23 protein-coding genes and 1 pseudogene are annotated in these 26,320 nt (G+C 57.1%); 14 read left to right on the top strand and 10 right to left on the bottom strand.

Annotated features, from left to right (window positions below; all coding sequences use genetic code 11):
• Positions 1–356 precede the first annotated feature (356 nt).
• From RBH33_RS06545 to RBH33_RS06530, 4 genes are all read right to left on the bottom strand, one after another.
• Positions 357–1,688, bottom strand: a complete 1,332-nt coding sequence (locus tag RBH33_RS06545) for a sugar porter family MFS transporter (RefSeq protein ID WP_306731352.1) — start codon at positions 1,686–1,688, stop codon at positions 357–359.
• Positions 1,689–1,824: 136 nt separating this feature from the next.
• Positions 1,825–3,705 carry a 1-deoxy-D-xylulose-5-phosphate synthase gene (gene dxs, locus RBH33_RS06540; protein WP_306731351.1) on the bottom strand — a complete coding sequence of 627 codons (1,881 nt, stop codon included), beginning with the start codon at positions 3,703–3,705 and terminating at the stop codon, positions 1,825–1,827.
• 767 nt (positions 3,706–4,472) lie between these two features.
• Complete coding sequence (locus RBH33_RS06535; protein WP_306731350.1) at positions 4,473–5,363, bottom strand: polyprenyl synthetase family protein; 891 nt, start codon at positions 5,361–5,363, stop codon at positions 4,473–4,475.
• Positions 5,363–5,614, bottom strand: a complete 252-nt coding sequence (locus RBH33_RS06530; RefSeq protein ID WP_306731349.1) for an exodeoxyribonuclease VII small subunit — start codon at positions 5,612–5,614, stop codon at positions 5,363–5,365. Before RBH33_RS06530 ends, RBH33_RS06535 begins: the two co-directional genes overlap by 1 nt.
• Before the next feature lie 218 nt (positions 5,615–5,832).
• On the opposite strand from RBH33_RS06530, the gene pomA reads away from it, so the two are divergent.
• The 5 genes from pomA (at position 5,833) to RBH33_RS06505 (ending at position 10,903) form a co-directional block, all read left to right on the top strand.
• Positions 5,833–6,594, top strand: a complete 762-nt coding sequence (pomA, locus tag RBH33_RS06525) for a flagellar motor protein PomA (protein ID WP_306731348.1) — start codon at positions 5,833–5,835, stop codon at positions 6,592–6,594.
• A gap of 12 nt (positions 6,595–6,606) precedes the next feature.
• Entirely contained in the window at positions 6,607–7,590 is a 984-nt protein-coding gene (locus RBH33_RS06520) for a MotB family protein (RefSeq protein WP_306731347.1), read from the top strand.
• Positions 7,587–8,144, top strand: a complete 558-nt coding sequence (locus RBH33_RS06515) for a PilZ domain-containing protein (protein WP_306731346.1) — start codon at positions 7,587–7,589, stop codon at positions 8,142–8,144. The genes RBH33_RS06520 and RBH33_RS06515 overlap by 4 nt, the downstream gene beginning before the upstream one ends.
• A gap of 461 nt (positions 8,145–8,605) precedes the next feature.
• Entirely contained in the window at positions 8,606–9,166 is a 561-nt protein-coding gene (locus RBH33_RS06510) for an HNH endonuclease (protein WP_306731345.1), read from the top strand.
• Positions 9,167–9,244: 78 nt separating this feature from the next.
• Complete coding sequence (locus RBH33_RS06505) at positions 9,245–10,903, top strand: cation:proton antiporter (protein ID WP_306731344.1); 1,659 nt, start codon at positions 9,245–9,247, stop codon at positions 10,901–10,903.
• Here RBH33_RS06505 and RBH33_RS06500 read toward each other — a convergent pair.
• From RBH33_RS06500 to RBH33_RS06485, 4 genes are all read right to left on the bottom strand, one after another.
• Positions 10,897–11,244, bottom strand: coding sequence for a hypothetical protein (locus RBH33_RS06500; protein WP_306731343.1), 348 nt, complete (start codon positions 11,242–11,244; stop codon positions 10,897–10,899). The genes RBH33_RS06505 and RBH33_RS06500 overlap by 7 nt on opposite strands.
• A gap of 191 nt (positions 11,245–11,435) precedes the next feature.
• Positions 11,436–11,948, bottom strand: a complete 513-nt coding sequence (locus RBH33_RS06495) for a DUF411 domain-containing protein (RefSeq protein WP_306731342.1) — start codon at positions 11,946–11,948, stop codon at positions 11,436–11,438.
• Positions 11,941–12,750 (bottom strand): serine O-acetyltransferase, encoded by an 810-nt coding sequence (cysE, locus tag RBH33_RS06490; RefSeq protein ID WP_306731341.1) that lies wholly within the window; start codon positions 12,748–12,750, stop codon positions 11,941–11,943. The genes RBH33_RS06495 and cysE overlap by 8 nt, the downstream gene beginning before the upstream one ends.
• Before the next feature lie 95 nt (positions 12,751–12,845).
• A complete protein-coding gene (locus RBH33_RS06485) occupies positions 12,846–14,384 on the bottom strand; it encodes a phospholipase D-like domain-containing protein (protein ID WP_306731340.1) in 1,539 nt (512 codons plus the stop codon).
• Here RBH33_RS06485 and RBH33_RS17745 point away from each other — a divergent pair.
• From RBH33_RS17745 to hflC, 3 genes and pseudogenes are all read left to right on the top strand, one after another.
• Positions 14,332–14,589 (top strand): annotated as a pseudogene (locus RBH33_RS17745) (glycerophosphodiester phosphodiesterase); the annotation flags it as partial. The gene RBH33_RS06485 and the pseudogene RBH33_RS17745 sit on opposite strands and share 53 nt — an antisense overlap.
• Before the next feature lie 689 nt (positions 14,590–15,278).
• The gene (hflK, locus tag RBH33_RS06475; protein ID WP_306731338.1) at positions 15,279–16,304 is read left to right on the top strand and encodes an FtsH protease activity modulator HflK; all 1,026 of its coding nucleotides are present in this window, start codon (positions 15,279–15,281) and stop codon (positions 16,302–16,304) included.
• A complete protein-coding gene (gene hflC / locus RBH33_RS06470; RefSeq protein WP_306731337.1) occupies positions 16,301–17,242 on the top strand; it encodes a protease modulator HflC in 942 nt (313 codons plus the stop codon). Before hflK ends, hflC begins: the two co-directional genes overlap by 4 nt.
• A 40-nt stretch (positions 17,243–17,282) precedes the next feature.
• Here hflC and RBH33_RS06465 read toward each other — a convergent pair whose 3' ends face one another.
• Complete coding sequence (locus tag RBH33_RS06465; protein ID WP_306731336.1) at positions 17,283–18,272, bottom strand: serine/threonine protein kinase; 990 nt, start codon at positions 18,270–18,272, stop codon at positions 17,283–17,285.
• Positions 18,273–18,459: 187 nt separating this feature from the next.
• Between RBH33_RS06465 and RBH33_RS06460 the strand changes: the two genes are divergently transcribed.
• Both RBH33_RS06460 and RBH33_RS06455 read left to right on the top strand, forming a co-directional pair.
• Entirely contained in the window at positions 18,460–20,046 is a 1,587-nt protein-coding gene (locus tag RBH33_RS06460; protein WP_306731335.1) for a S41 family peptidase, read from the top strand.
• A gap of 2 nt (positions 20,047–20,048) precedes the next feature.
• Complete coding sequence (locus RBH33_RS06455; protein ID WP_306731334.1) at positions 20,049–20,417, top strand: hypothetical protein; 369 nt, start codon at positions 20,049–20,051, stop codon at positions 20,415–20,417.
• Between the two features lie 12 nt (positions 20,418–20,429).
• Here RBH33_RS06455 and RBH33_RS06450 read toward each other — a convergent pair whose 3' ends face one another.
• Positions 20,430–21,182: a ComF family protein gene (locus RBH33_RS06450; protein WP_306731333.1), complete on the bottom strand. Its 753-nt coding sequence runs from the start codon at positions 21,180–21,182 to the stop codon at positions 20,430–20,432.
• A gap of 193 nt (positions 21,183–21,375) precedes the next feature.
• Between RBH33_RS06450 and bioB the strand changes: the two genes are divergently transcribed.
• Genes bioB through bioD form a run of 4 tightly spaced genes read left to right on the top strand, consistent with a single transcriptional unit; the run spans position 21,376 to position 25,960 of the window.
• Positions 21,376–22,434: a biotin synthase BioB gene (gene bioB, locus RBH33_RS06445; protein WP_306731332.1), complete on the top strand. Its 1,059-nt coding sequence runs from the start codon at positions 21,376–21,378 to the stop codon at positions 22,432–22,434.
• Positions 22,435–22,478: 44 nt separating this feature from the next.
• On the top strand, positions 22,479–23,654 hold the full coding sequence (gene bioF / locus RBH33_RS06440) for an 8-amino-7-oxononanoate synthase (protein WP_306731331.1): 1,176 nt from the start codon (positions 22,479–22,481) through the stop codon (positions 23,652–23,654).
• Entirely contained in the window at positions 23,647–25,281 is a 1,635-nt protein-coding gene (gene bioC / locus RBH33_RS06435) for a malonyl-ACP O-methyltransferase BioC (RefSeq protein ID WP_306731330.1), read from the top strand. The genes bioF and bioC overlap by 8 nt, the downstream gene beginning before the upstream one ends.
• Positions 25,274–25,960 carry a dethiobiotin synthase gene (gene bioD, locus RBH33_RS06430; RefSeq protein ID WP_306731329.1) on the top strand — a complete coding sequence of 229 codons (687 nt, stop codon included), beginning with the start codon at positions 25,274–25,276 and terminating at the stop codon, positions 25,958–25,960. Before bioC ends, bioD begins: the two co-directional genes overlap by 8 nt.
• Positions 25,961–26,320: the final 360 nt, after the last annotated feature.

Here is a 26,320-nt window from a genome sequence, read left to right as displayed (position 1 = left end):
AGTCCCCAGAGTGAATTTGGCGGCCCAGGGTATAAGGTGCGGGAAAGTGGTTGCTTATGGTGTTAGCCACTATAAGTAACCGGTTACATAGTGTGGCAGTGCTTCCTTTGTGGGGAAGTGCTTATACCTGAAGGGTTATCGCCCATTTTGTGGTTGCAGAGGCCATTTCTTATGGGAATACATCAGGCCAAACTGTAACCGGTTACAAGTCTATCGGGGTTGTCTAGCTCGGGCAAGCTGCTGAGCGGAAGCGGTTAGCATGAGTGTGAATAAGAAAATATGTGCTTATAAGGCAAGGTGGCCCCCGGAACGAAGCTGTAGTTGCATCGTCTGCTTCGTCCGGGGGAGTCTATCGGTTAGGGCCGGCTTAGCTTGGCTTCCAGTTCTTCCAGCGAGACTCCTTTGGTTTCCGGCATCATGTAGCGGACAAACAACAGCTGCAGCACCATCATCACCGCGAAGAAGGCGAAAATCGGCGCGCCGCCCAGCAGCCCGGCAAAGTAGGGGAAGGTGCCGGCGATCACGGCTGCAAATACCCAGTGAGTGCCCGAGCCGAAGGACATACCAAAGCCGCGCACATTGTTGGGGAAGATTTCCGAGATAAACACCCAGATGCATGCACCCTGACCAATGGCGTGAGAAGCGATAAACACGAAAATCAACATCGGCACCAGAGCGCCATCAAAGGCCTCCGCCTGGAAAATCAGCGCCAGACAGGCCAGCGATACGATGTAACCCACCGAGCCGATGTACATCAGGAAACGCCGGCCGAAATGGTCGATCAAAAACAGCCCAATGATAGTGAAGGTCAGATTGACCATCCCCAGCCCTGCAGAGGACAGCAAGGCGGCACCTTCTTCCATGCCAGCCATGGCGAAAATGCGCGGCGCGTAATAGATCACCGCGTTGATGCCCGACAGCTGGTTAAAAAACGCGAATAGGAAGGCCAGTAAAATCGGCAGATTGAAGCGGCCGGAAATAAACTCCCGCCACTCGGAGCGGCCGCTGGCGGTGCGGTGGCTGTGTTGAATGGCCGCTAGCTCGGCGTCGGCCGTAGCCGGGTTGATGCGCTGCAGCACCGCCCGGGCCTCTTCTATGGCGCCGCGCTGCACGACCAGCCAGCGCGGGCTGCGCGGCACCAGGAATACCAGGGCTACAAAAATGGCCGCGGGCACCGCTTCAATTCCCAGCATCAGTCGCCAATTGCCGAAATCGGCGCTGCCAATCAGGTAGTTGGAGACATAGGCAATCAAAATCCCCAGGACAATATTGAACTGAAAGATCGCTGTTAGCCGACCGCGCAGGTGTGTGGGGGCAATTTCGGAGATGTACACCGGAGCCGCTACGGACGAGGCGCCCACCGCCAAGCCACCAATAAAGCGGAAAACCATTAACCAGATGGCGTCCGGCGCCAGGGCCGAACCCACGGCGGATACCAGATACAAAATGGCGATGCCGATCAGGGTGGTTTTGCGGCCGTAGCGATCACAGGGAATACCGCCGAACAAGGCGCCGATCACAGTGCCGTAGAGGGCCATGGCCACCATCTGGCCGACGAGGGCGTTGGATAGCCCCCACTCACGTTGAATGGCCTGTTCGGCACCGGAAATAACAGCGGTGTCAAAACCGAACAGGAAACCACCCAGGGCCACGGTAATGGCCCAAAAAAGGATTTTGGGATTGGTCATGGTAGAGCTCCGTTCTTATTTTTCGAGTGAAACCGGTCGTCTTGGGAAACGACCGGTCAGCAGATCCTCGCCGAAGATGAAGGCATCGTCAATTGGAAGAGGGGACCGGCTGAGAAAAATAGGACGATTGAGCTCGTTAGTCGGGGGCTTGGAGTAACGCTAAACGGGCGCGAATGGACTGTTCAATGCCGGTTGCGTCCAGGCCCTGGCTGGCCAGCTGCCGCTGTTGCTTGTCGTGCTCAACGAAGCGGTCCGCGAAGCCCAGTTGCAACAAGGGCGTGACCAATCCCAGGCTGTTTAGGTGTTCGCTTACGGCACTGCCAGCACCGCCCGCCACGGCATTCTCTTCCAGTGTTATCAGCAGCTTATGTTCGTGCGCCATGCGCTCGATGAGTTCTTGGTCCAAAGGTTTTACAAAGCGCATGTCACACACGCTGGCGTTCAGACTCTCGCCCACTTGGAGCGCCGCCTGCAGGGAGGCACCGAAGCTGAGTATCGCCACAGTTTCGCCATGGCGTTTCTGCACGCCTTTGCCGAGAGGAAGCGATTGCAGGTTCGGGTCTATGGGTGCGCCCGGTCCGGTACCTCGGGGGTAGCGCACAGCGGCGGGGCCAGGGTGCTGCCACGCGGTGTGCAGCAACTGGCGGCATTCATTTTCGTTGCTGGGTGTGGCAATGACCATGTTCGGGATGCAGCGTAGGTAGGTCAGGTCGAAGCTGCCCGCGTGGCTAGCGCCGTCTTCGCCCACCATGCCGGCGCGGTCAATGGCGAAGGTGACGTCCAGATTCTGCAACGCCACATCGTGAATCAGCTGGTCGTAGGCCCGTTGTAAAAAAGTGGAATAAATAGCCACAACTGGCTTTTGTCCTTCGCAGGCCAATCCGGCCGCCAGGGTAACGGCATGCTGTTCGGCAATGGCCACATCGTAAAAGCGATCGGGAAATTGCTTGGCGAACTCAACCATCCCGGAGCCTTCGCACATGGCTGGGGTGATTGCCAGTAAGCGCGGCTCCTGAGTGGCCACATCACATAACCACTGGCCAAACACCTGCTGGTATTTCATGCCGGGTGCGGCCGCTTTCGGACTCCGCTCCAGTTTGTTGAGGGCGTGGTAGCCAACCGGATCTTCTTCCGCGGGACCGAATCCTTTGCCCTTGCGAGTGATCACATGCAACAGCTTAGGACCTTTGACGTCGCGCAGATTGCTCAAGTAACTGATCAAACTGGGCAAGTCATGCCCGTCGATGGGGCCGACATAGTTAAAGCCCATTTCCTCGAACAAAGTGCCGGGGGACATAAAGCCCTTCAGGTGCTCTTCGGTGCGGCGGGCAAATTCCCAGGCGGTGGGAATTTTGGTCAGTACCTGTTTGCTGCCTTCGCGCAGGGAATTGTAAAACTTGCTGCCCCACACCTTGGACAGGTAAGTGGCCATGCCGCCCACGTTCGGTGAGATGGACATGTTGTTGTCGTTCAGGATGACCAGCATGTCGGTGTGGGTGTGGGCGGCGTGGTTCAGTGCTTCAAAGGCCATGCCGGCGGTCATAGCGCCGTCGCCGATGACGGCCACGGTTTTGCGCTCGCTGCCGGCCATTCGGCTGCCCAGGGCCATGCCCAAAGCGGCGCTTAATGAGGTGCTCGAGTGGCCCACGCCGAAAGCGTCGAACTCGCTCTCTTCCCGTCGGGGGAATCCAGACAGGCCATCGGCTTGGCGCATGGTGTGCATTTTTTCGCGCCGGCCGGTGAGAATTTTATGAGGGTAGGTCTGGTGGCCCACGTCCCATACCAGCCGGTCTTCCGGGGTGTGATAGACGTAGTGCAGAGCCAGTGTTAGCTCCACTACACCCAGGCCGGCGCCGAAGTGGCCGCCCGTCTGTCCCACGCTGTAAAGCAAGAACGCACGCAGTTCTTCCGCCAGCTGCGGCAGCTGTTTTTCTTTGAGTTCGCGCAGCTGCTCGGGGAAGTGAACCCTGTCCAACAGAGGCGTATCAGGGCGCTGGGTGGGAATCTCGTTAAACATGAAGGCGCTTCATCATAAGAAAGCTGCACATTGTAGGGAACTGAGGGGGTATTGCCTAGCCTGGGTTTTGAGTGTGGCGTGGCGGAATGAGGTGGAGCTATTCTAGTCCTGCGCTCTTTTTTGAAAAAGGAGGTGGGTTTGGCGATCTACCTCCGGGACACGCCGTGAATACATCCATGTAGGCTTGGATGCGGCATCCATGCCGCATACAGTCCCGGAGGTAGCTCCCCAAACCCTTACGGGACGCTCGGTGCCAGTAAGCCTGACCCAGTCTGCCTTTGTGCCAGCTGTGTTGTTCTGTGGTGCCCGAAGCTGTTCCGTGATTGGATCTCCGCTTTCGCGGAGATGACGATATAAAGATCCTCGTACCTCTGTACCACTGCGTCATTCCCGCGAAGAGCGTCATTCTAGGCTCTAATCGGGGACGGGGAATCCATTTCCGTGCACTGAAGCCATACCCGACTCCCTTATTTCCCGAAACTGCCTGTGTGGCACCGCGGAGAGTGGGGCAGGCATTCCCGGACTGTATGCGGCATGGATGCCGCATCCAAGCCTACAGGGAAGTATTCACGGCGTGTCCGGGTGTGCCTGCCCCACTCGCAGCTCCCGACCAAAGCCCGCCAAATTGGGTTCTCCAGACGTGTTGGGCGTGGTACTAACTATTGTGATGTAGGCGCTCTTTCGAAAAATGGGGGTGGGTATGCCTTCCGCACTCGCAGCACTCGATCAAAGCGCCAAAAATCGAAAACTAGCAATCTTAGTTCAGGTTAATGATTCCGCTGCACTATGTAAGCCGCAAGAGCCCTAAGCCAGCCGGCACTGTCGTTAAATTCGGCGATGGCGTCCAGGGCTTCCCGGTACAGCTCATCGGCTCGTTGTTGTGCGCCTTCAAGGCCCAACAGGGACACATAGGTGGGTTTGTTCTGCTTTAGGTCGGAGCCCTGGTGCTTGCCCAGGGTGGCCGTGTCGGACGTGACATCCAGAATGTCGTCCTGGACCTGGAACGCGAGCCCCAGGGCGCGGGTGTAGCGCTCCAACGACTGTATCTGCGAGTCGCTGGCCTCGCAAACCAACGCGGCCATGGCGACGCTGGCACTGATTAAGGCACCGGTTTTGCAGTGGTGCATACGTTCTAAACGCGTAATATCCAAGGCCTTATTGACCGCACCCAGGTCGATGGCTTGGCCCAGTACCATACCCTGCATCCCGGAGGCCTGGGCCAGCCGAGTGACCAGGGCAACCTTTAGGATGGCGCTCAATTCATTGTTCTCGGCCAGTAACTGAAACGCTAAGGTTTGTAGCGCATCGCCGGCCAGGATGGCGGTGGCCTCATTAAAGGCGATGTGGCAGCTGGGCTTGCCTCGGCGCAGGTCATCGTCGTCCATGGCGGGGAGGTCGTCGTGGGCCAGGCTGTAGGCGTGCACGCACTCGACCGCTGCAGCCACGGTATCCAGGCCGGCCGCTTGGGGAGCGTTCAAGGCTTCGCCGACGGCGTAAATTAGCGTGGGTCGAACTCGTTTGCCGCCGTTGAACAGGCTGTATGCCATGGCTTCAGCCAGATCGGGCTGTTGGGAGTCGGGCGCTGGTAGACGCGCTTTAAGTGCCGCATCGGCACGGGCGCGGCACTGGGCGGCGAAGGCGTCGAATTGCTCGGTCATCAGCCGCCGTTCTCCAGGTCGCGACTGTCCAGCGGCTGCAGGCTCAGTTCACCTTGCTGTTCCACTAGCTTCTGCACCTGTTGCTCAGCGGCGGTCAGGCGCGCCTGACAATCTCGGGTTAGTTGAATCCCGGTCTCGAAAGCCTTGAGTGATTCCTCGAGTGACATATCCCCTTGCTCCATCTTGTTGACCAGGGTTTCAAGGGCGTTGAGGGACTCTTCGAAGTCCGCAGACGGCTTTTTTGCGGGCATGGCACACCTGTGGGGTTGAGAAATTGCAGTCTTGGCCGATGGTATAACTATTGGGCTGCTAGATGCCGAAGGCCAAGCGCTTATGCGCGCCATTATAAACGTACTGCTGCTAAGATGGCAGGTATATTCAGGCGCAACCGGCTGGGGCGACTATAGTTAGTGAAGTGGGCGCTGCAGTTGATGGCAGGGCAATAAAAAAAGGTTATGAGGACTTATCTGTGGATTTAGCAACTCTGGTGGGTTTGGTCGGTGCTATTGGCTTGGTCGTCGCCGCCATGTTCCTCACCGGCGAGATTGGCATGTTTGTCAACGGGCCGTCCCTGTTGATTGTGGTCGGGGGATCGGTTTTTGCGGTGATGGCCAAATTCAGTCTGGGGCAGTTTTTTAGTGCTTTCCGGGTGGCGGCCAAAAGCTTTGTGTTCCGTCTGGAAGACCCGGCCGATTTGATCGACGAAATCGTGGAGCTCGCCGATGCGGCCCGCAAAGGTGGACTGCTATCTCTGGAAGGGAAAGAGGTCAGTAACCCGTTTTTACAAAAAGGCATACAACTGTTGGTCGATGGCCATGACCCGGAAGTGGTGAAGGCCATGCTGTCAAAAGATCGGTACCTGACCGAGCAGAGGCACAGCGGCGGCTCATCCATTTTTGGTGCTTTAGGTGACGTCGCTCCCGCCATGGGCATGATCGGTACGCTGATTGGGCTGGTGGCCATGCTGGCCAATATGGATGACCCCAAAGCCATTGGCCCGGCCATGGCCATTGCGCTGCTGACTACGTTGTACGGCACCTTGCTGGCCAACGCGGTGTTCCTACCCATTGCGGATAAATTGCGGCTGCGTGCCTCGGAAGAGGTCTTGGTCAAGAGCTTAATCATTGACGCTCTGCTGGCCATTCAGAGCGGTCAAAACCCGCGCGTGATTGACTCCATGTTGCGAACCTACTTGCCCGAAGGCAAGCGTGATTTAGCCGATGCGGCCTAAGCGGAGCTTCTCATGATCGTCGATGAAGAGCCGGAAAAGCCGCGTCAGAAAGTAGGCCTCCCCATGTGGATGGCAACTTTCGCGGACTTGATGGCGCTGTTGCTGTGCTTTTTTGTGCTTTTGCTGTCGTTTTCTGAAATGGATGCGATGAAGTTCAAGCGCTTGGCCGGCTCTATGGCGCAGGCTTTCGGTGTGCAAGTGGAAGAACCGTTTGACGATGTACCCAAGGGCACCAGCATCATCGCTCAGGAATTCAGCCCCGGCCGGCCTGAGCCAACCCCCATCAATGAAATATTCCAAAGCACCGATGATATTCCTCAAATGAGCCTGGAGGTCTACTGCGCCGAGCAATTCGACATTCAGCAGGGGGATCCGGATTACATTGATGCTCGGGAGCAGTTGAAACATCGACTGGAGGAGTTGGTGGAGAGTACCCGGCAGGACGCGCGAGCGCTGGCCGCCAAGCTGCAGCCGCAAATTGCCGCGGGGCAAATTGAAATAGAAACGCGCGGACGTCAGATTATTATTCGTATTCGGGAGCAAGGCTCCTTCGCATCAGCATCAGCCGACTTGGCCAGGGACTATTTTGGCGTGATGGAAGAAATTCGTGCGGTACTGATGCTCCAGCCAGGGCGTATACAGGTGCAAGGACACACCGACAGCTTGCCCATTAGCTCAGAGCGTTTCCGCTCCAACTGGGATTTATCATCCGCCCGCGCCGTTTCCGTGGCGCATGAGTTGATGCGCGGAGGCTACTTGGACGAGCGGCGTTTTCAGGTGGCCGGCTTTGCCGATACCCGCCCGCTTGCACCTAACGACACCGCTGCCAACCGGGCTCGCAACCGGCGTGTGGAAGTGGTGATTCAACAAGGCCTGGGGGACGAGTTGGAAGAACACGAAACCGAGATGCTGGAATCTGAAGGACCGGACATCATGCGCGAGCTGGATTTGGAGCCGGACTATCTGTTCGACCTGGAAGCTGAGGAAATATTTTGAGCACTGTCGAGCGGGACGAGCGGCGGCGGTACTTTCGCATTGCCGATCAAGTGGGGGTGATCTATCGCCTAAGTACAGAATTGTCCAAGGCTGCGGAGTCACAGCCAGACGCCACTCTCGCCGCCTGCAATGCCAGCATCGAACGTTTGCTGAGCGAGTTGGCACCTCACGAGCCACAGTGGGCCGAGTTGATACAGTGCTTGAACGCAAAAATTGACCGGGTCAGCCAGCTCGCGGAAGAGTCAGCACCTAATGGGCCTAGGGAGCATGAACTGTATCCCGTGAACATAAGTGCCTGTGGTCTAGGTCTGCGCCTGGAGAGGGCTCTACCAAAAGCGGCTCTGGTAGATCTGGACCTACTTCTTTTTCCTGAGCGCCGTCGTTACCAGATCGCTGCCGAGGTGGTCGCTTGTGCGCCGGAGGGGGACAGTTGGTATGTTCGCTTTGATTTTGTCGAACTGGACAGCGTCGTCCAGGAGGAGCTTATTCAGCACATCGTGCGCCGCCAATGCGAACTGCTGCGTCAGACTCGGGCGGCGTCCGAGGAGGGCTGAGGCACCTAGCGCACGGACTTCGTTTTGTGCGACATGTCTCACAGCGCATTCCGCTTTTACCCACTGGCGTAGATGCTGGCAGGCGCGGCACAATAGCCTTGTTATGGACGCAGGCACAGGGAGTGCGGCAGGGAGCAGGAAGGATCTATGCCAGACTGGTCCAGGACGGACTATATCCTGTAAGTACCGAAACCCGCGGCCCCCCTGCCGCGGGTTTTTTACGTCTGGCCCCGCCTCAATCTGGGTGCTTCCAACCCCCCGAAGGATCACCACAGCATCGTCAAACAGTAGTATTTTTTACCTATTCCCGGCATAGTACGACAGCGTAATGAGATTTTGTTGTCGGAGTTTGCCGTTCCAACAAGTCTAGCCGATGACGAACAAGCCGGTATGCCGGGCAGGCGCTGCTTGTAGTTTCGTAGTCAGCCCGCTGGCGCACCGCATCGAAGGCGGAGGTGTCCGTGGAGGCACGTATTTTACGTTTGAATATTGCCGGCCAGCCTATCGAGTGGCTGCACTGGAAGGATGCGGTGTGTCTTTACGCCCGGGATCTGGTGCATTGGAGCCTTGGTGGGCAGGTGCGTCGAGTATACGGTGGCCACTCGCGGCTTACCGGTTTGCGCACACAAATGGATTTGCCCGCGATCATCGCCTGCGGCGGCAACCGCCTAGCGCGCATGCGCCTGGTCCCTCCTCTTACCAATCAAGCGCTGTTCGCGCGCGATCACCATCAGTGCCTGTATTGCGGACGGTTTTTCCCTGCCCACTTTCTCTCCCGAGATCATGTTCACCCCATCAGCCGCGGCGGGCGCGATCGCTGGAACAATGTGGTCAGTGCCTGCAAGCGTTGTAATCAACACAAGGGCAACCGGCTTTTGAGCGAAATCGGCATGGAGCTGCTGGCGTTGCCTTTTTGTCCGAATACCGCGGAGTATCTGGCGCTGATCAACAGCGATCGCATCCGCGGTGATCAGATGGAATTTCTCCGCCCCCAATTCACCGGGCGGCGGGAGTGGGCCTGAGCCAGAATTAGGGCCAGAGCTAGAGAGTGCTGATATACTGCCCTCCGACCCGGACCTCTCCATGGAGCCTGAATATTTATGGATGCCAGCGTTTTGGCTGACAACCCCTTTGTCGAATTCGCCACCCTTCTACTATTAGCTGCCGTGTTCGGTGTGGCCGCACGTTTGCTGCGCCAGCCCCTTATCGTAGCCTTCATCGTTCTTGGGATTCTTGCTGGCCCTTCGGCGCTCGGTGTTATTCATTCTGAAGACCAGATTCATCTTTTGGCGGAAATCGGTATCGCCATCTTGTTGTTTGTGGTGGGGTTGAAGCTCGATCTGAGTTTGATTCGAACCACCGGCGGCGTCGCCCTGTTTACCGGGCTCGGGCAGGTAATATTTACCTCCTTGTTTGGTTTTATTATCGCTTTGGGCTTGGGATTTTCTCCCATGGCCTCTCTCTATATTGCCGTGGCACTGACGTTTTCCAGTACCATTATTATCGTCAAGCTGCTCTCGGACAAAAAAGAAATTGACTCGCTGCACGGACAGATCGCCGTGGGTTTCTTGATCGTGCAGGACATTGTGGTCATTTTGGTGATGATCGTATTGTCGGCGCTGGGACAGGACGGCAATGACGGAGTGGCGCAGATTGCCATCGGCGTCGCGCTTAAAGGGTTTGGGCTGTTGGTGGTAACCGGCCTGGCCATGAAGTTTGTTCTGCCCCGCTTGACCAACTATTTGGCCTCCTCCCAAGAATTGCTAGTGCTCTTCGCCATTGCCTGGGCGGTGGTCCTGGCGGCGATCAGCGAATTGATGGGATTCAGTCGAGAAGTGGGCGCCTTTTTGGCGGGCGTTTCGCTGGCATCCACGCATTACCGGGAGATCATTAGTGGCCGTTTGGTGAGTATTCGGGATTTCCTGCTGCTATTTTTCTTTATCAACCTTGGCTCACAGTTGGACCTGTCGCTATTGGGGGCCCAAGTTTGGCCAGCGCTGGTTTTGTCGGTATTCGTTCTGATCGGCAACCCGGTGATCGTGTTGATTATTATGGGCCTGATGGGCTATCGAAAGCGTACCGGGTTTTTGGCCGGTTTGACCGTAGCGCAAATCAGTGAATTCTCGTTAATTTTCGCCGCTCTGGGTTTGACCTTGGGGCACATCAGCGACGAGGTGGTGGGCTTAATCACTCTGGTGGGGCTTATCACGATTGCGTTGTCCACCTACATGATTATTTATTCACACCCCTTGTTCGAGCGTTTGGCTCCGCTACTGTCAATTTTTGAAAAGGCCAATCCCTATCGGGAGGCGCAAACACATCAGAACGAGGTGCGCCACTTCGATGCCATTGTGTTTGGGTTGGGCCGTTACGGCGGCAACATGGTACGCCGCTTAAGCCGCCAAGGTTTAACCGTGCTAGGCGTCGATTTTGATCCTCAGGCTGTAAAAAATTACCAACGCCAGGGTTTCGATACCCAGTACGGCGATGTGGAGGATCCCGATTTACCGGAGCAGCTGCCCATCAATCAGACACGCTTCTTGATCAGCTCCACGCCACAGCTGCACGGTAACCTCACCTTGTTAAAAACCATGCGTGAGGCGGGCTTTGAAGGCGACATACTGCTTACCGCTCACAGTTCGGAGCATGCCGGTGCTCTCCAAGGCGCTGGCGCTGATCAGGTGCTGATGCCCTTTACCGATGCGGCAGAGGTGATCGTAGAGCGCATTCGCGAGCTGGACTCTAATAAGGGTCAGTAGTCCACAATCTGGCCGCGATACACGCGGCTGGGGCTGGGAATTTTCTTCTCGCTTGCGGGTGGCACATCGACCAGAGTGACTTGGCCTCGATAAACTTTGGTCACCTGTTTGGGGCCGGGCTCCCGTCTCGGGTTCTCAAGATGTTCCAACCAACGGCCACCGGCGAGCGCCATAAGTTCTTTGGTCAGGGCCTTGGTGATTGTGTCCTTTGAGTTTTTATAATAATCAGACAACTCTGTGAGCAGCTCGGGATTAGCGAGCTTTATGCCGGGTTTGAGATCACTGGGCACGCGACGTCGTATTTCGAATACCAATTCAATCATGGGTTTGCTGTATTGCATTCCAGTCTCCTGGCGCCAACTGATAATCATCAGCCTGAAAGGTACGAAGAAACTTGCAAAAAACCCGCCAGATATAAAGAGTCGGACGGAATACGCCTGTTACGCATGAATGAACGGTTTGGAGAGGAAACCGCTGCGCACTTTTGGTGCGCAGCGGGAGGGATAGGATTGTCGTGGGTGCGCGCGTGGTGCTAGTGATATTGCTCTTGAGGGCTGTCAACGCGCGCGAACACTTCATGTTCGCCATCGTGTTTTAGTAGCAGCACATCGTAGGGTTCAAACCGATTGCCCATTTCCATACCCGGGCTGCCCATGGGCATGCGCGGAACGGCTAGGCCCAGGGCACCTTCCGGTGGTGCATCCAGGAAGCGCCGCACCAGATGGGCGGGAATGTGTCCTTCAAACACATAACCTGACTCAGTCACAGCGGTATGGCAGGAGGCGTACTGATCCTGTATGCCAAGCTCCCGTTTTAATTCATACAAGTTGTCCGGATGCTCACCCTGGGCACTGAAGCCACGCTCTTCCATATGCACGACCCAATCATCGCAGCATAAACAAGTGGGACTTTTGTACACGGTCAGAGCGACGGTTTCCAACGGCTCGGACTGAGATGCGGTTAAGTCGTTGGCGTTGTCGCCGGCTTGGCCGCAGCCGACCAGTGCCACCGCGGCCAGAAGCCAGAGCGCCAGGTATTTATTCATGAGAATCTCCAATGCGGTGGTCCATGGTACGAGACGGTTGCGAACAACGGCTCTCACCGACCACTTGAGCAGGTACGCCCGCGACGATTTTGCGCGGAGGCACCGATTTTAAAACCACGCTACCGGCACCGACTGTTGAGCAGGCTCCGATTTCGATGTTACCGAGGACTTTGGCGCCCGCGCCAATCAGCACACCTTCGCGGACCTTTGGGTGGCGGTCACCGCCTTCTTTGCCGGTGCCGCCCAGGGTTACAGACTGCATGATTGACACATCGTTCTCCACCACGGCCGTTTCGCCAATGACGATCCCGGTAGCGTGATCGAACATAATGCCTTCGCCGATGCGGGCCGCTGGGTGAATGTCCACGGCGAAGACGACGGAGATTTGATTCTGCAGAAACAACGCCAGGGAGCGCCGACCGCGCTGCCAAAGCCAGTGCGCCACTCGGTACGCCTGCAAAGCATGAAAGCCCTTGAAATACAGAAACGGTGTGGTTGCCGAACAGCAGGCTGAATCGCGTTCATTAATGGCGCGTAGGTCAGCTCGAACCGCCCGGCCGATGGTCGGTTCGTCCTCCAGGGCTTGCTCAATGACTTCCCGTACCAGCATGGCCGGCATGGCCGGGCTGTCCAGCTTATTGGCCAGGTGATAGCTGAGCGCTGCCTCCAGAGTGCCGTGATTGAGAATGGTGGTGTACAGGAAGCTTGCCAGGACCGGTTCGCCGTCGGCTTGTTTCAAGGCGTTCAGACGAATGGATTCCCAAATGGGATCGCTGCTGATGGGGACGGGATGGGCGCTCATAAGGTTCACCAGGCCGGTAAAAAGTGGGGCTATTATTGGGCTTGAGGGCGACAATTTCTACCCCCGCTTGCCAATGCGTACGTGTTGGCGCTCTGTTAGAGGTAGCTGGAAAACAGCCAGAAGAACGCATCTCTTACTCGCTGCCAGAAGGGCCGCTGGTCCAGCCGCTCAAGTGTCACCCGTGTGCTTACGTCGATGGCCGCCTGAATGTGCTGATGAAGATACTCCGCCAAGGGAGCGTCGAACACTTCCACGCCCAGCTCGTAATTCAGTCGCAAACTGCGCGCATCCAGATTCGCAGAACCGCCCAGCACATAGTGGTCATCCACCACCACCAGTTTGGTGTGCGCGAAAGGGGCGGGCTTGTAGTAAACCTCCACGTCCCATAGCAACAGTTCCCACAACATATTGCGGGTGGCCCAATCCACGAAACGCAGGTTGCTTCGCTCCGGTAGCACCACCTGTACTTTAACGCCCCTGAGGCTGGCCGACTGCAGCGCGGCGGTCATCTCCTGGTTGGGGAGAAAGTAAGGCATCAGGATGGTGATGTGTTCACGCGCAGCGGTAAAGACGGTGGATAACGTCATGGAGAGGTGCGAGAGGTTATCGCCCGGGCCATCGTCAATGACTCGGCAATAGCTGGTGCCGGCGGGCTCTGCAGGGTCGAGCGGAGAGTCCAGAGGTGTGCGGGTGATCAGCAGCCAGTCATCGGCAAACGAGCGGTGTAAATCGTGCACCACCGGCCCCCGAGCCTCGAAGTGGACATCTTCTGTGATGTGGCGGTTGTTCGGGTCATTCACCATGTGTCTTTGGTCAATATTGATCCCGCCGAAAAAACCGATTTGATGGTCCACCACAACAATTTTGCGGTGATTACGCAGATTGATGTCCAGGCTCGGCGGTAAGAGGCCGGGGGGTCTGAAAAGGCGTACCTTTACGCCGGCTCTGCGCAGCGGTTGAATCGCCCCCTGGAGTGAGTACCAGGCGCCGATGCCGTCGATCAGTACACGCACCGTGACGCCGCGCGCCGCTGCCCGGCTCAATGCGTTAATGACCTCACCGCCCACACCGCTCGGAGAAAACAGGTAGCTGGACAGAAGAATGTATTCCTTGGCTTCATCGATGACTTGGATAAGACGCGGAAAAAACTGCTCGCCATTGATGAAGGGGGTAATCTGGTTGTTGGCGGATAGCCGGCGCCCGGTCGCACGCGCGCCAATCTCGGCCAGATAGGGAGGATCTACGTGGCTTGCCATTGGATCATGGTCGTCACCGGGCTCCCGGGTGGCGCGCTCATAACCAAAGTGCATCACCGGCAAATGCCGGCCGGCAAACAAACGGGCCTTGGTGCGCACCCGATTAATCCCGAACACAAAGTAAATGACTGGGCCGGCAACAGGAAAAATCACAATGACGCCAATCCAGCCCAGCGCTGCGCGGTGATCGCGTTTGCTGACTAGTACGTGAAGGGCGGCTATGGGCATCACCACCAAGTGAAATAGTACGATTAACCAATAATACATGAGCGGGTTGACGGTTCTGGCTCTTAGGCGGTTGTTGTAACTGCCATAGTACCGGAAAATGGCCCTTATTACGCGAATGTCATCTGAGGTGCAGCTTATGGCTTCTCCCATCTGGATCAGTCACCGGGGTTACTGCCTGGAAGCCGAGGAAAACACGGCGGAAGCGTTTCGTGTGGCTCGCTCACTGGGTTTTTTGCATTTGGAAACCGATCTGCGCACCACGGCTGACGGCCATATTGTTTTGGCGCATGACGCCACGCTCGAGCGTTTGAGTGGCACGACGCATCGCATCGAAGCGAGCCCGCGCCTGTTGCTAGAGCAGGTGCAACTGCGCGGAAAGGCGCGGCTGGTGTTCTTTGATCAGTTTCTAGAGGAATTTACACAGAGCCACTGGATATTTGATATCAAGCCCGAGTCGGCCTTACGCACCATCGATACCTTGCTGCATTGGTGGCGCCAACCTGGCTACAGAGATTTTTTTAGTCAACGCGTGCGCTTTTTGTTCTGGGACAAAAGTCATCAGGACTACCTGCTTCGGTATCAGCCAGCGGCCAGGTGCATGGCACGCGTGGAGCAGTGTCGCCGAGCCGGTATCGCCTGCGCACTGGGAATGCCGTCGTTAGCAGGCATTGAGCCCGGAGTTAGTTATTCCCTGCCGCCACGAATCGGCGGCATAAATCTTATGCAGCCCTCTATCTTGTCTCGCTATCGGCGCCATGGCGCCAATGTATTGGCTTATTTGCCAGCGACTGAAGCCGATACGCGCTTGGCCTTGAAGGCCGGGGTGGACGAAATACTCACCGATGGCCCGATCCTTACCGCGTAACCCCCGTTTTTGATGCTCAGTCACTAAGCGTTCATGGCGCCCAAAATATCTTTCTGCTATCGTGGCCCGCTGGCCTCCGCTCGAGAGTTCGCAAACCCGAGGATTTGTTTGCGTGAGTGAGAGTGTTCCGATCTTGCGGCCGGCATAATCCTCCGGTTTTTTGCTCAAGGAGAGTAATCATGAATAAGAATCCCTGGCAGGGATCATCTGATAGCAGGGGGCTGGAGGACGATCTTCGGGCCCTGTTTAAGAAACTGCCCTCGCGCGTCTCCATCGTTCTGATTCCTTTGGCGGTTATTGCGCTATGGGGTGCGATGACCAGTTTTTATACCGTGCAGCCGGAGGAACAGGCTGTGGTAAAACGCTTGGGTGCTGTAGTGGATATCACCGATCCAGGACTGCACTTTAAGATTCCCTTTGGTGTTGATCAGGTTCAGCGCGTGGCGTCGGCGCGGGTGCTGAAGCAGGAGTTTGGTTTTCGAACTGAAAGCCAAACCGGTAGCGATCGCACTAGATACTCCGCGCGGGATTTTACCGACGAATCGCTCATGCTCACCGGTGATTTGAACATCATTGATGTGGAGTGGGTCGTTCAGTACCGCATTCAGGATCCCATTAAGTACCTTTATCAACAGCGCGAGCCGGATCGTACCCTGCGGGATATTTCCGAATCGGTGATGCGGCGGGTCGTTGGGAATCGTTTGGGTTCCGAAGTCCTCACCGTGGGCCGGGTGGAAATTGCTCATGGCGTGCGTGACGAAATTCAGAACATTATGAATCGCTACAACTCAGGCCTGCACATCATTACCGTAGAGTTGCAGGACGTGGTGCCGCCTCAGGCCGTGCGCCCAGCCTTCAATGAAGTGAATGAGGCGCGCCAAGAGCGCGAGCGAATGATTAATGAAGCCACCAAGCGGGCGAACCAACAAATCCCCCGTGCCGAAGGCGAAGCCCAGCGCTTGATTGCCGAAGCTCAGGGTTATGCCACGGAGCGAGTGAACCGCGCCGAAGGTGAGACGGCACGCTTCCGAGCTATGTTGCGGGAGTACGCCGCCGTACCCGAGGTTACCCGTTCGCGCTTATACCTGGAAACCATGACCAATGTACTGCCCAATGTGGGCCAGGTGATCATGATTCAGGAAAACCAGGTGGGCCCTCTGCCCTTGATGAATATTCATGATGCGCGTAAGGGGGTGTCACAATGAAAGCGGCAATTGCAGGGGTTGTAGGCGCCCTTATCGTGGTAACCATTTTCTCTTCGGCGTTTGTTGTGGATGAGGCCGAACAGGCGATTATTGTGCAGTTTGGTGAACCTCAGGGTGAGGTAATCAGCGAGCCGGGCTTACATTGGAAAAAGCCGTTTATTCAAGAAGTGCGTTACTACGATCGACGCCTGTTGATTTGGGATGGAGACGTCACTCAGATTCCTACCTTGGGTCGTGAGTTTATCCAAGTGGATACCACTGCGCGCTGGCGTATCAGCGATCCGCTGCAATTTTTGCGCAGCGTGCGAGATGAATTCGGTGGCCGAAACCGGCTTGATGACATTATCGATTCAGTGGTACGCGACATTATTTCAGGCACCGAGCTGGAGGAAATCGTTCGCTCGGGAGACTGGGAGGTGGACATGGAAGAGTTAGACGAAGTGGAGCAAGATCGGGACGACGTTGCTTTGACTCAACGGCCGAAGTTGGGCCGGGAGCGGTTGGAAACGGAAATTTTGCAAAGCGCCTCGCGCCTCATGCCAGACCTGGGGATTGAGTTGGTCGATGTGCGTATTAAGCGCATCAACTATATCGATTCGGTGCGCCGGCAAGTGGAGAACCGCATGATTTCCGAGCGCCAGGCCATAGCGGCGCGGTTCCGCGCGGAAGGGGAAGGGCGTAGCCTGGAAATTACCGGGGAAATGGAGCGGGAGTTACGCCGTATCAACTCCGAAGCCGCCCGGGAAGCGGAAGAAATCCGAGGTGATGCCGACGCCGAAGCAATCCGTATTTACGGGGACGCTTTTGGGGCTGATCCAGAGTTCTTTGCGTTTATCCGCACCTTGGATACCTATCAGGCATTGGGTGACAACGCCACGCTCATGATTCGCGCCGATTCGGTTTTATTCCGTTACCTGGAAAGAAATCAGAAGCAATAAATAGCTTGGGAGCCTCTGAACTAGTCCAGCAGCTCCCTTGCTAGAAGATGGCCAGCGGCGGCTCTTGCAGAGCCGCCAGCTGCTCACGCAACTCCAGAATATGTTCTCCCCAATAGCGCTCCGTGTTGAACCAGGGAAAGCTCTTGGGAAACGCCGGGTCACTCCAGCGGCGCGCCAGCCAAGCGCTGTAATGCATGATGCGTAGACTTCGCAGTGCTTCAATCAGTTTCAGTTCAGCAAAATTGAAATCGCAAAACTCCTGATACCCCTCAAGCACTTCGGCAATTTGCGCCGTCTGCTGCTCTCGTTCTCCCGACAACAGCATCCACAAATCCTGTATCGCCGGGCCATTGCGAGCATCGTCGAAATCCACGAAATGCGGGGCATCGCCACGCCAGAGAATATTCCCCGGGTGGCAGTCTCCGTGCAAGCGGATGGGGGTGTAGTCAGTGTGCGCGAAGGCGGTTTCCAAGGCGTCGATCAGGTCTGCGCCTAAGGTGCTATAGGACTGTTCCAGTGAAGACGGGATGAAGCCGCTGGACAACAAAAAATCATAACTCTCCCGAGCGTAACTTTGTATGCTCAAATCGGGTCGTTCGGAGAAGGGTTGTACCCGGCCCAGGGCGTGCATCCGGCCCAGGACGCGACCCAGGGACAGTAGCTGATCAAAATCGTCCAGGTTGGGGGCGTGGCCGCCCTGGCGGGGATAAAGAGCGAAGCGAAAACCAGCGTATTCACGCAGCGTCTTGCCCTGCCCATCTGGCAGGGGTGGAACCACCGAGACTTCCAGCTCCAGCAGAGCCTGAGTAAAGTCGTGTTCTTCCTGGATCTGTGCGTTGGACCAGCGTTCAGGGCGGTAAAATTTGGCAATCAGGGGTTGCTCATCTTCGATGCCCACCTGATAAACTCGGTTCTCATAGCTGTTTAAAGCCAGGATGCGCGCGTCAGATACGTAACCACCACTTTCCACTGCATCCAACACCAAATCCGGCGTCAGGGCTTCATAGGGATGTGCCATTGATTCGGTCATAGTCCCTCGCGCTCTGTAAAATATCGAAGCATCCATTGTAGCGCTTTCCAACGCTTATTTGGGGGCAGCTTCACATTTTGCTCGGGTCAGGCGTTCACAGGCGACACAAATCCGCCTATCATGTGTTGCCAGCGTCGCTACTGACGCTGTTCAGGGAAGTCTACAAATAACAATTTGAGGAGCGCCTATGACCCTTCGCACACACATCCCTCTGGAGAAAGCCACCAATACCAGTCAGTCCGCCGCCGGTCTGTGCTTAGCTGTGGCGCTGAGCCTGAGCGCCTGTGGTGGCGGTAATGACGGCTCCCCGCGAGATATAAATCGCAGTTCTTCGGAGGGCGAAGGCTGGGTGAAGGGAGAGTTTTTGCCCGCCGATCAGTTTGCCCACCGGTGCGCAGATCCGCGTACCGGCTCTAACTACCCGGACCGTGCCGGATCCATCCTGGATGAAAACAATTGGTTGCGCTCCTGGGTTAACGATACTTACCTTTGGTACGACGAGGTGTTGGATCGCGATCCGGGGCTCTACACGGAAACGGAATCTTATTTCCGCCTTTTGCGCACTACCGAAAGAACCGAATCCGGGCGGAGTAAGGATGACTTTCGCTTTACTATGCCCACCCATGAATATCAGGCCATGGCGCAATCCGGGGTATCGGTTGGTTACGGTATTCAATGGGCCATTCACTCCCCCACACCGCCTCGAGATATCCAAGTGGTCTACGTGGAGCCTGGGTCTCCTGCTGACGAGGCGGGCGTTAAACGTGGCCAAAAGCTAACCGCTGTGAATGGTTTGGATGTGGTTCACAACAATAATACTGCCGCTTTGGCAATCATCAATGCGGGCTTATACCCGGCCCAAGCCGGCGATAACTACGAATTGAAATTTGACGGCAACCTGAACGCGGACCTCACGGCGGAGGCTATTACGTCTTCCCCTGTTCCGATAGTCAAAACGTTCGAGACTGAATCTGGCACAGTTGGTTACCTGTTATTTAACGATCACACGGCAGTGTCGGAGCAAGCCTTGGTGGATGCTATCACCTCCCTCGAAGGAGAGGTGATGGATTTGATCTTGGACCTGCGATACAACGGCGGCGGTTACCTGGCGATCGCAAGTCAATTGTCTTATATGATCGCAGACACTCGTCTTACGGACGGAAAAGTCTTTGAGAAGTTGAGTTTCAACGATAAGCACCCGGACGTGAATCCGGTCACCGACCAACCTATTAGGCCCATGAATTTTTATTCGGAAACTGTCGGCTTGTCGGCACCAGCGGGTGAACCCTTGCCGAGCTTGCAGTTGTCGCGCGTGTATGTGATTTCTGGTTCCAATACCTGCTCGGCCAGCGAAGCCATCATCAACGGTTTGCGCGGCGTCGACGTGGACGTCATTTTGATTGGCGCCACCACCTGTGGTAAACCCTATGGTTTCTATGCGCAAGACAACTGTGGCACCACTTACGCCATGACCCAGTTTCGGGGTGAGAACGAAAAAGGATTTGGAGATTACAGCGAAGGCTTTGCCCCGGGCTCGGGAGCCCCGGGCGCGGTATCGCTGCCCGGTTGTAGTGTCCGCGACGACTTGAGACGCCAGTTGGGCGATCCTGAGGAGTGGCGCCTTGCGGCCGCCCTTCAGTACCGGGAGAGCGAGACCTGCCCTACCCTTTCCGGGGGATCCGGTGCTAGCATGAAAGGCACAGTGGCCCCGGTAGAGGATGGGTATATTCCTCGCTCTCCAGCGCTGCAAAATCGAATCATGACAGGAGATTAATGATGCGCAGATTTATTGGGGTGGTAGCGCTCATGGGCGCTCTCAGCGGCTGTCAAACAACTGACCTGGATCCTGTGCCGGGGCTGATCGTGGAGCCCGACGCTGACAGCCGAGCGGCGCTTTCCGAAGCGGTGAGCAATGCTTTGGATGGGGTGGATGTACTGTTGGCGCCGAATGCGTTGACCGAGTCCAGCGTGTTGATATTGGAGCAATCCCATTACCGGGCGGATGAAAACATGCATCGACAGGGGCGCCGACTGGATCAGCCGGAGCATTTCCAGCTGTTGTTTCAGGGCGGCGCCTGTATTCTGGTACACAAAGACAGCGGCCAGCATCAGATGCTGGCCGACACGGAATGTAAGCCAGAGTAAAAACAAGGTTGCTTATCGGTCGGGCGTGCGGGCTAGCGCCCAGACGTGAACTTCGGCGGCGCCTGCCTCCATAAGTAACTTGCTGAGTGCCCGGGTGGTGCTGGTGGTGGTGACGACATCATCCAGCAGCGCCACGCACCTTCCTTCAAATGCCCCTCTTCCTCTTCGGGTCACTGAAAACGCCTGGCGCAGGTTCTTTTGCCGCTCTTTTCGGCTTAGGCCACGCTGGGGCGGTGTGCGTTGGCGGCGACGGCAAAGGCGCGTGGCAAGGGGGATGTTCAAGTCACGGGCGAGATCCCATCCAAGTGCCTCAGTCTGGTTAAAGCCGCGCAACCATCGCCTCGACCAGTGCAGTGGCACTGGCACAATGACCTCGGGCAAATTCAGGTCGGGTTGCTGGTCATAGCTATGCTGCAAATGATCCGCTAAGAGCCGAGACAAGGTTCGGCCTTGAGTCAGATGACGCCGATACTTAAAACGATGAATCATACTGTCGATGGGAAATCCGTAGCGAAAGGGGATCAAGCTGCGACTAAAGGCAGGCGGGTTTTGCAGGCAGTGCCCGCAAAAGCGGCTTTGGGTGGTCAGGGGAAGGGCACAACTTTCGCACGTGTGTCCGCGCAGATAGGGCAAGGCCAATTGGCAATCATGGCACAGCAGCTCCCCGCTCAGGGGTGCATCGCACAACACACAGTGGCAGGGCAAAAGCGCGTTGCCCATGGCGCTGAAGGTGCGGGTTAAAGAGGTAAGGTCGATGATCGGCATAAAAATCCTTTTGTGCAGTGAGCTTGTAGCGTCCTTGGCAGTCACAGGCACATTTTGGCGTCGTCTGAAAAATCTGTCAAAGCTTCGGCTGTTAACCAAAATGCCTGCTCAAGGTTGACAGCGACTTGGGTGAAGGTAATATAGAGCGCTCACCGCCAATCACTTGGCGCGAACTTTTGCACGGAAACTGCCCATGAACGCCATAGCTCAGCCCCTGATTCGCCACGACTGGACCCGCGATGAGATTCTCGCCTTGTTCAATCAACCCTTTAGCGACCTGATGTTCCAGGCGCAAACGGTGCATCGGCAGTTTTTCAATCCCAACCAAGTGCAGGTCAGCACCCTGTGCTCCATCAAAACCGGCGCCTGTCCGGAGGACTGCAAATATTGTCCCCAGAGCGCCCGCTACGATACCGGCCTGGAGCGCGAGCGGCTTATGGCCGTGGAGAAGGTTCTGGAGGAGGCCAAGGCCGCCAAAGCCAGTGGCGCGACCCGGTTTTGCATGGGTGCCGCTTGGCGCTCGCCCAAAAACCGCGATATGGGTTATGTGGCGGATATGGTGCGCGAAGTTAAATCCCTGGGGTTGGAAACCTGCATGACCCTGGGCATGCTCGACGGCAATCAGGCGAAGCAATTGGCGGATGCCGGTCTGGATTACTACAACCACAATTTGGATACCTCACCTGAGTATTACGGGGAGGTCATTACCACCCGTACCTATCAGGATCGCTTAGAGACTCTCGACAATGTCCGCAAAGCCGGCATGAAGGTGTGTTGCGGCGGTATTGTGGGCATGGGCGAAGAGCAAACAGACCGTGCCGGCTTATTGCAGCAACTGTCTAATATGCCCGACCACCCAGAGTCCGTGCCCATTAACATGTTGGTGCGGGTTGCCGGCACCCCGTTTGGGGATAACGAAGAGCTGGATGCCTTCGAGTTTGTTCGTACCGTGGCCGTTGCCCGTATTCTTATGCCCAGGTCGCACGTACGCCTGTCCGCCGGGCGCGAGGAAATGAACGAACAAATGCAGGCTCTGGCCTTTTTGGCGGGCGCCAACTCCATCTTTTACGGCGAAAAACTCCTCACCACGGCCAACCCCGAAACCAACAAAGACATGCAGCTATTTAAGCGCCTGGGTATTGAGCCCGAAGCGCGGCAGATCCACGAGGAAGAAGCCAAGTTGGAAGCTGAATTGGCAGAGAGCCTGGAAGAAGTTCGCAACGACCGCTTTTTCTATAACGCTGCCAAATAATCCACTGGTGCCGGGCGCTATGCCCGGCCCATCCGAGCACCGCCGTGAGCCAGACCACCTCTCTTGAACAAGCCTTGTCGCCCGCACTGGCGGAGCGTCGCGAGCGGCATTTGTACCGCCAGCGCCGGCTGCTGGAATCCGCCCAGGGGCCGGAAGTGCGTGTGGACGGCAAAACCTACACGGCTTTCTGTAGCAATGATTATCTGGGCCTGGCCCGCCACCCGCGTGTGGTTACAGCCTTGCAGCAGGCCTCCAACGAGTACGGCGTCGGTAGTGGTGCCTCGCACCTGGTCAATGGCCATTCTCGGGAGCATCACGCCCTGGAAGAAGAGCTGGCAGCGTTTTGCGGGCGGGATCGGGCGTTACTGTTTTCTACGGGCTATATGGCCAATCTCGGCACCGTCACGGCTCTGGTAGGGCGTGGCGACGCGGTATTCGAGGATCGTCTCAATCATGCCTCCCTGCTGGATGCCGGACTGTCTAGTGGTGCTCGCTTTCAGCGTTTTAAGCACAATGACGTTAGCGATCTGGAGCGGCGTCTTCTCAGCACCCAAAGCCGCCGCAAGCTGATCGCGGTAGACGGGGTCTTCAGCATGGACGGCGATTGCGCGCCCCTGCCGCAGCTGGCTCAACTGGCCGAGCAGCAAAATGCCTGGTTGATGGTGGACGATGCCCATGGTTTTGGTTGTCTCGGCGCCAAGGGCGTGGGTAGCGCGGAACACTTTGGCTTGGGGCAGGATCAGTTGCCCATTCTGATGGCCACCCTGGGCAAAGCGCTGGGAACCTTCGGTGCCTTTGTGGCTGGCAGCGAAGTGCTCATAGAAACATTGATTCAGCAGGCCCGCAGCTACATCTACACCACCGCCATGCCCCCGGCCGTTGCAGCGGCCAGTCGCCTCAGCTTGCGCTTGTTCCAAGAGGAGAGCTGGCGCCGGGAAGCGCTGCGAAATCGGATCCACCAGTTTCGCCAAGGCGCCGAGTCCCTGGGCTTGACCTTGATGCCCTCGGAAACCGCAATTCAGCCCTTGTTGGTGGGTGACGAAGCGCGCGCCCTGGAGCTGGCCGACAAGCTGGCCGGGCGTGGCGTTCTGGTGATCGCGATCCGTCCTCCCACCGTTCCGGTCGGTACCGCGCGGCTGCGCATTACCCTGTCGGCGGAGCATTCGGAACAACAGGTGACGCAGTTGTTGGATGCTCTGGGAGAATTGACCCGTGACTAACCCCCTTACCAGCGTGGCGGCCAACCTTCCCCAGTCCCGACAACTGGCGGCCCACCATTACCCAGCTCTGAGCGAGAAACCAGGAGACCCTCTGGTCTTGTTACACGGTTGGGGGTGCGACAGCGGCAGTTGGGAGCCGCTGCTGCCGGTGCTTCGGCAATTTGGAGATGTAATCGCTATCGATTTGCCGGGATTTGGAGAGAGTGCGCCAGTACCGGGCTTCGATTTGGGTACGGTTTTGCAGCGCCTGGAAGACAGTTTGCCGCCACGCGCCACACTCATCGGTTGGTCCTTGGGCGGTATGTTGGCGGTCGCTTTGGCGGAGCGCTGCCCGGATAAAGTTCAGCGAGTCGTAACCCTGGCCAGTAACCTGGCGTTTGTAGCTCGAGCGGATTGGCCCGCAGCCATGGCTCCGGCGATCAATCGTCGCTTTAACGCGGGCTTTAAGGCTGATCCTGCCGCTACCTGGCGGCGTTTCACGGGGCTTATGGCCCAGGGTGACTCTGAGGAGCGGACCCTGCTGAAAGAGTTGAGAAAGGCGTTTTCCGGTCCCGATGTGAGCGCTCACACCTGGTCTGAAGCCCTGCAGTTGTTGGCGCAGCTGGACAACCGGGAACGATTTGCTCGTCTCCCCCAGCCCGGACTGCACCTCTATGCCGAAGCCGATGCCTTGGTTCCCCTGGCCGCCGCCGAGGCCGTACCCCAGCTCAATAATCGTCAAACCGTGGCCGTGATTCCCGGCGCGGGCCACGCCCTGCATTGGAGCCGCCCTGTCGAAGTGGTTGAGCACATAGGCCGCTTTCTGCGCCGAGACGCCGGTCAGCTGGATAAGCGCCGCGTCGCCAACTCCTTTAGCCGTGCAGCCAGCAGTTACGACCGCGTGGCTCGCCTACAGCGCGCCGTAAGTGAACGCTTGCTTGAACTCCTGCCCAAGTCGGCCGTGGAGGCCACCCGAATTCTGGATTTGGGGTGCGGCACCGGCTACATCACTGAGCGTTTGGCTCAGAATCGGCCGGGTGCGCAAGTGTTGGGCTTGGATCTCGCCGAAGGCATGCTTCACTTTGCCCGAGGCCAGAGATCGATGCCGGCGCAGTGGTTGTGCGCCGATGCCGAGGCCTTGCCTCTGGCTCCCGACAGCCTCGATTTAGTCTATTCCAGCTTGTCGATTCAATGGTGCGAGCAGGTTTCGGGGCTCTTTAACGAGCTTCAACGGGTCATAATGCCCGGCGGAACCCTGGCATTTTCAACGCTGGGCCCTGGTACCTTACGTGAACTCAAGCAAGCCTGGCAGGCGGTGGATGGCTACGTACACGTCAACCGCTTTTTGCCCATGGAAGATTTGGAGGCGGCCCTGACTGCGGCCGGGTTTGTGGACATACAGTGGCACAGAGAAGAGCGAGTACTTCATTACGCGCAACTGGGCGATCTCACTCGGGAGCTGAAAGCCCTGGGTGCTCACAACGTGAATCGCGGCGGCCCTGAGGGGCTGACTGGACGCCACAAAATAGCGGCGCTCAAGGAGGCTTACGAACTCTTTCGGGTGGACGGTCAGCTCCCGGCCAGTTACGACGTTTACTACTGCCAGGCCGTTGCCGGCCAATTGACTGAGGACACCCCCCATGCCTAAGCACGCCTTTTTTGTCACCGGCACCGATACGGATGTGGGTAAAACTCTGGTGGCTAGTGCGCTTCTCCACAGTGCGCAGCAGCGAGGCTTAACCACTCTCGGCTTAAAGCCGGTGGCCGCCGGTTGTACGCGAGGCCCGCAAGGGTTGCGCAACGCGGACGCGGAGTTGCTGGCGTCGGTCAGTAGCGTGCCCTTGGATTACGAGCAAATCAATCCCGTGGCTCTGGAGCCAGCCATTGCGCCCCACATTGCCGCCCAAGAAGCGGGGAAGGTGCTTTCTGTTGACCGTCTCAGCGGTTATTGCCGAGGCGCCATGGGGCTGGCAGATTTCACCCTGGTGGAAGGTGCCGGCGGCTGGCGCGTGCCGCTGAATCCACGCGAAACTTTGGCCGAACTGCCCCGGCAGCTCAATCTCCCCGTGATTATAGTGGTTGGGATGCGTCTCGGATGCCTGAATCACGCGCTGCTCACCGCGGAAGCCATTGCTCGGGACGGCCTGCCACTGGCAGGCTGGGTCGCCAATACGCTTGACCCGGACATGCCGCGTCTTCAGGAGAATATCGACACACTGAGGCAACTGCTGCCGGCCCCTTGTTTGGGTGTAGTGCCGCACTTGGAGCATGCCACTCCCGAGGCTGCTACAGCGCATTTGGATGTTGGTCTTTTAGGGGGCAGTTAACCTCCTGAACCTCCGTAGTAGCCTGTTTCTTTCGAGTGGCCTTTCAGCGCATTGATCGAGTGCAAAGTATAGTGCTTTGGTCGAGTGCTACGAGTGGGGCAGGCACACCCGGACACGCCGTGAATATATCCCTATAGGCTCGGATGCAGCATCCCTGCTGCATACGGTCCGGGAATGCCTGCCCCACTCTCCGCGGTGCCATACTGGAGGTTTCGGGAAATAAGGGAGTTGGGTATCGGGAGTCATAAGGTTATGGTCGAACCCAGCATCGGGCTCCGCAAAACGATGGAGTTGGCACTGAGGTCGGTTGGAATTGCTTACAGGCACCTAACGTCCCGCAAGGGTTTGGGGAGCTACCTC

Origin of the sequence: Marinimicrobium hydrolyticum, from assembly GCF_030848505.1 — a bacterium.
In the GTDB taxonomy this organism is placed as follows: Bacteria; Pseudomonadota; Gammaproteobacteria; order Pseudomonadales; family Cellvibrionaceae; genus JAVDDU01.
This window is presented reverse-complemented; position numbering and strand designations above follow the sequence as displayed.

Coding starts and splice junctions, on each gene's coding strand:
- cysE (WP_306731341.1), bottom strand. CDS start 12,750: ATGAGCGCCCATCCCGTCCCCATCAGCAGCGATCCCATTTGGGAATCC.
- RBH33_RS06460 (WP_306731335.1), top strand. CDS start 18,460: ATGACCCTTCGCACACACATCCCTCTGGAGAAAGCCACCAATACCAGT.
- bioD (WP_306731329.1), top strand. CDS start 25,274: ATGCCTAAGCACGCCTTTTTTGTCACCGGCACCGATACGGATGTGGGT.
- RBH33_RS06485 (WP_306731340.1), bottom strand. CDS start 14,384: ATGGGAGAAGCCATAAGCTGCACCTCAGATGACATTCGCGTAATAAGG.
- RBH33_RS06535 (WP_306731350.1), bottom strand. CDS start 5,363: ATGACCGAGCAATTCGACGCCTTCGCCGCCCAGTGCCGCGCCCGTGCC.
- hflK (WP_306731338.1), top strand. CDS start 15,279: ATGAATAAGAATCCCTGGCAGGGATCATCTGATAGCAGGGGGCTGGAG.
- dxs (WP_306731351.1), bottom strand. CDS start 3,705: ATGTTTAACGAGATTCCCACCCAGCGCCCTGATACGCCTCTGTTGGAC.
- RBH33_RS06545 (WP_306731352.1), bottom strand. CDS start 1,688: ATGACCAATCCCAAAATCCTTTTTTGGGCCATTACCGTGGCCCTGGGT.
- RBH33_RS06505 (WP_306731344.1), top strand. CDS start 9,245: ATGGATGCCAGCGTTTTGGCTGACAACCCCTTTGTCGAATTCGCCACC.
- RBH33_RS06530 (WP_306731349.1), bottom strand. CDS start 5,614: ATGCCCGCAAAAAAGCCGTCTGCGGACTTCGAAGAGTCCCTCAACGCC.
- RBH33_RS06465 (WP_306731336.1), bottom strand. CDS start 18,272: ATGACCGAATCAATGGCACATCCCTATGAAGCCCTGACGCCGGATTTG.
- RBH33_RS06455 (WP_306731334.1), top strand. CDS start 20,049: ATGCGCAGATTTATTGGGGTGGTAGCGCTCATGGGCGCTCTCAGCGGC.
- RBH33_RS06500 (WP_306731343.1), bottom strand. CDS start 11,244: ATGCAATACAGCAAACCCATGATTGAATTGGTATTCGAAATACGACGT.
- RBH33_RS06450 (WP_306731333.1), bottom strand. CDS start 21,182: ATGCCGATCATCGACCTTACCTCTTTAACCCGCACCTTCAGCGCCATG.
- RBH33_RS06520 (WP_306731347.1), top strand. CDS start 6,607: ATGATCGTCGATGAAGAGCCGGAAAAGCCGCGTCAGAAAGTAGGCCTC.
- bioB (WP_306731332.1), top strand. CDS start 21,376: ATGAACGCCATAGCTCAGCCCCTGATTCGCCACGACTGGACCCGCGAT.
- hflC (WP_306731337.1), top strand. CDS start 16,301: ATGAAAGCGGCAATTGCAGGGGTTGTAGGCGCCCTTATCGTGGTAACC.
- RBH33_RS06495 (WP_306731342.1), bottom strand. CDS start 11,948: ATGAATAAATACCTGGCGCTCTGGCTTCTGGCCGCGGTGGCACTGGTC.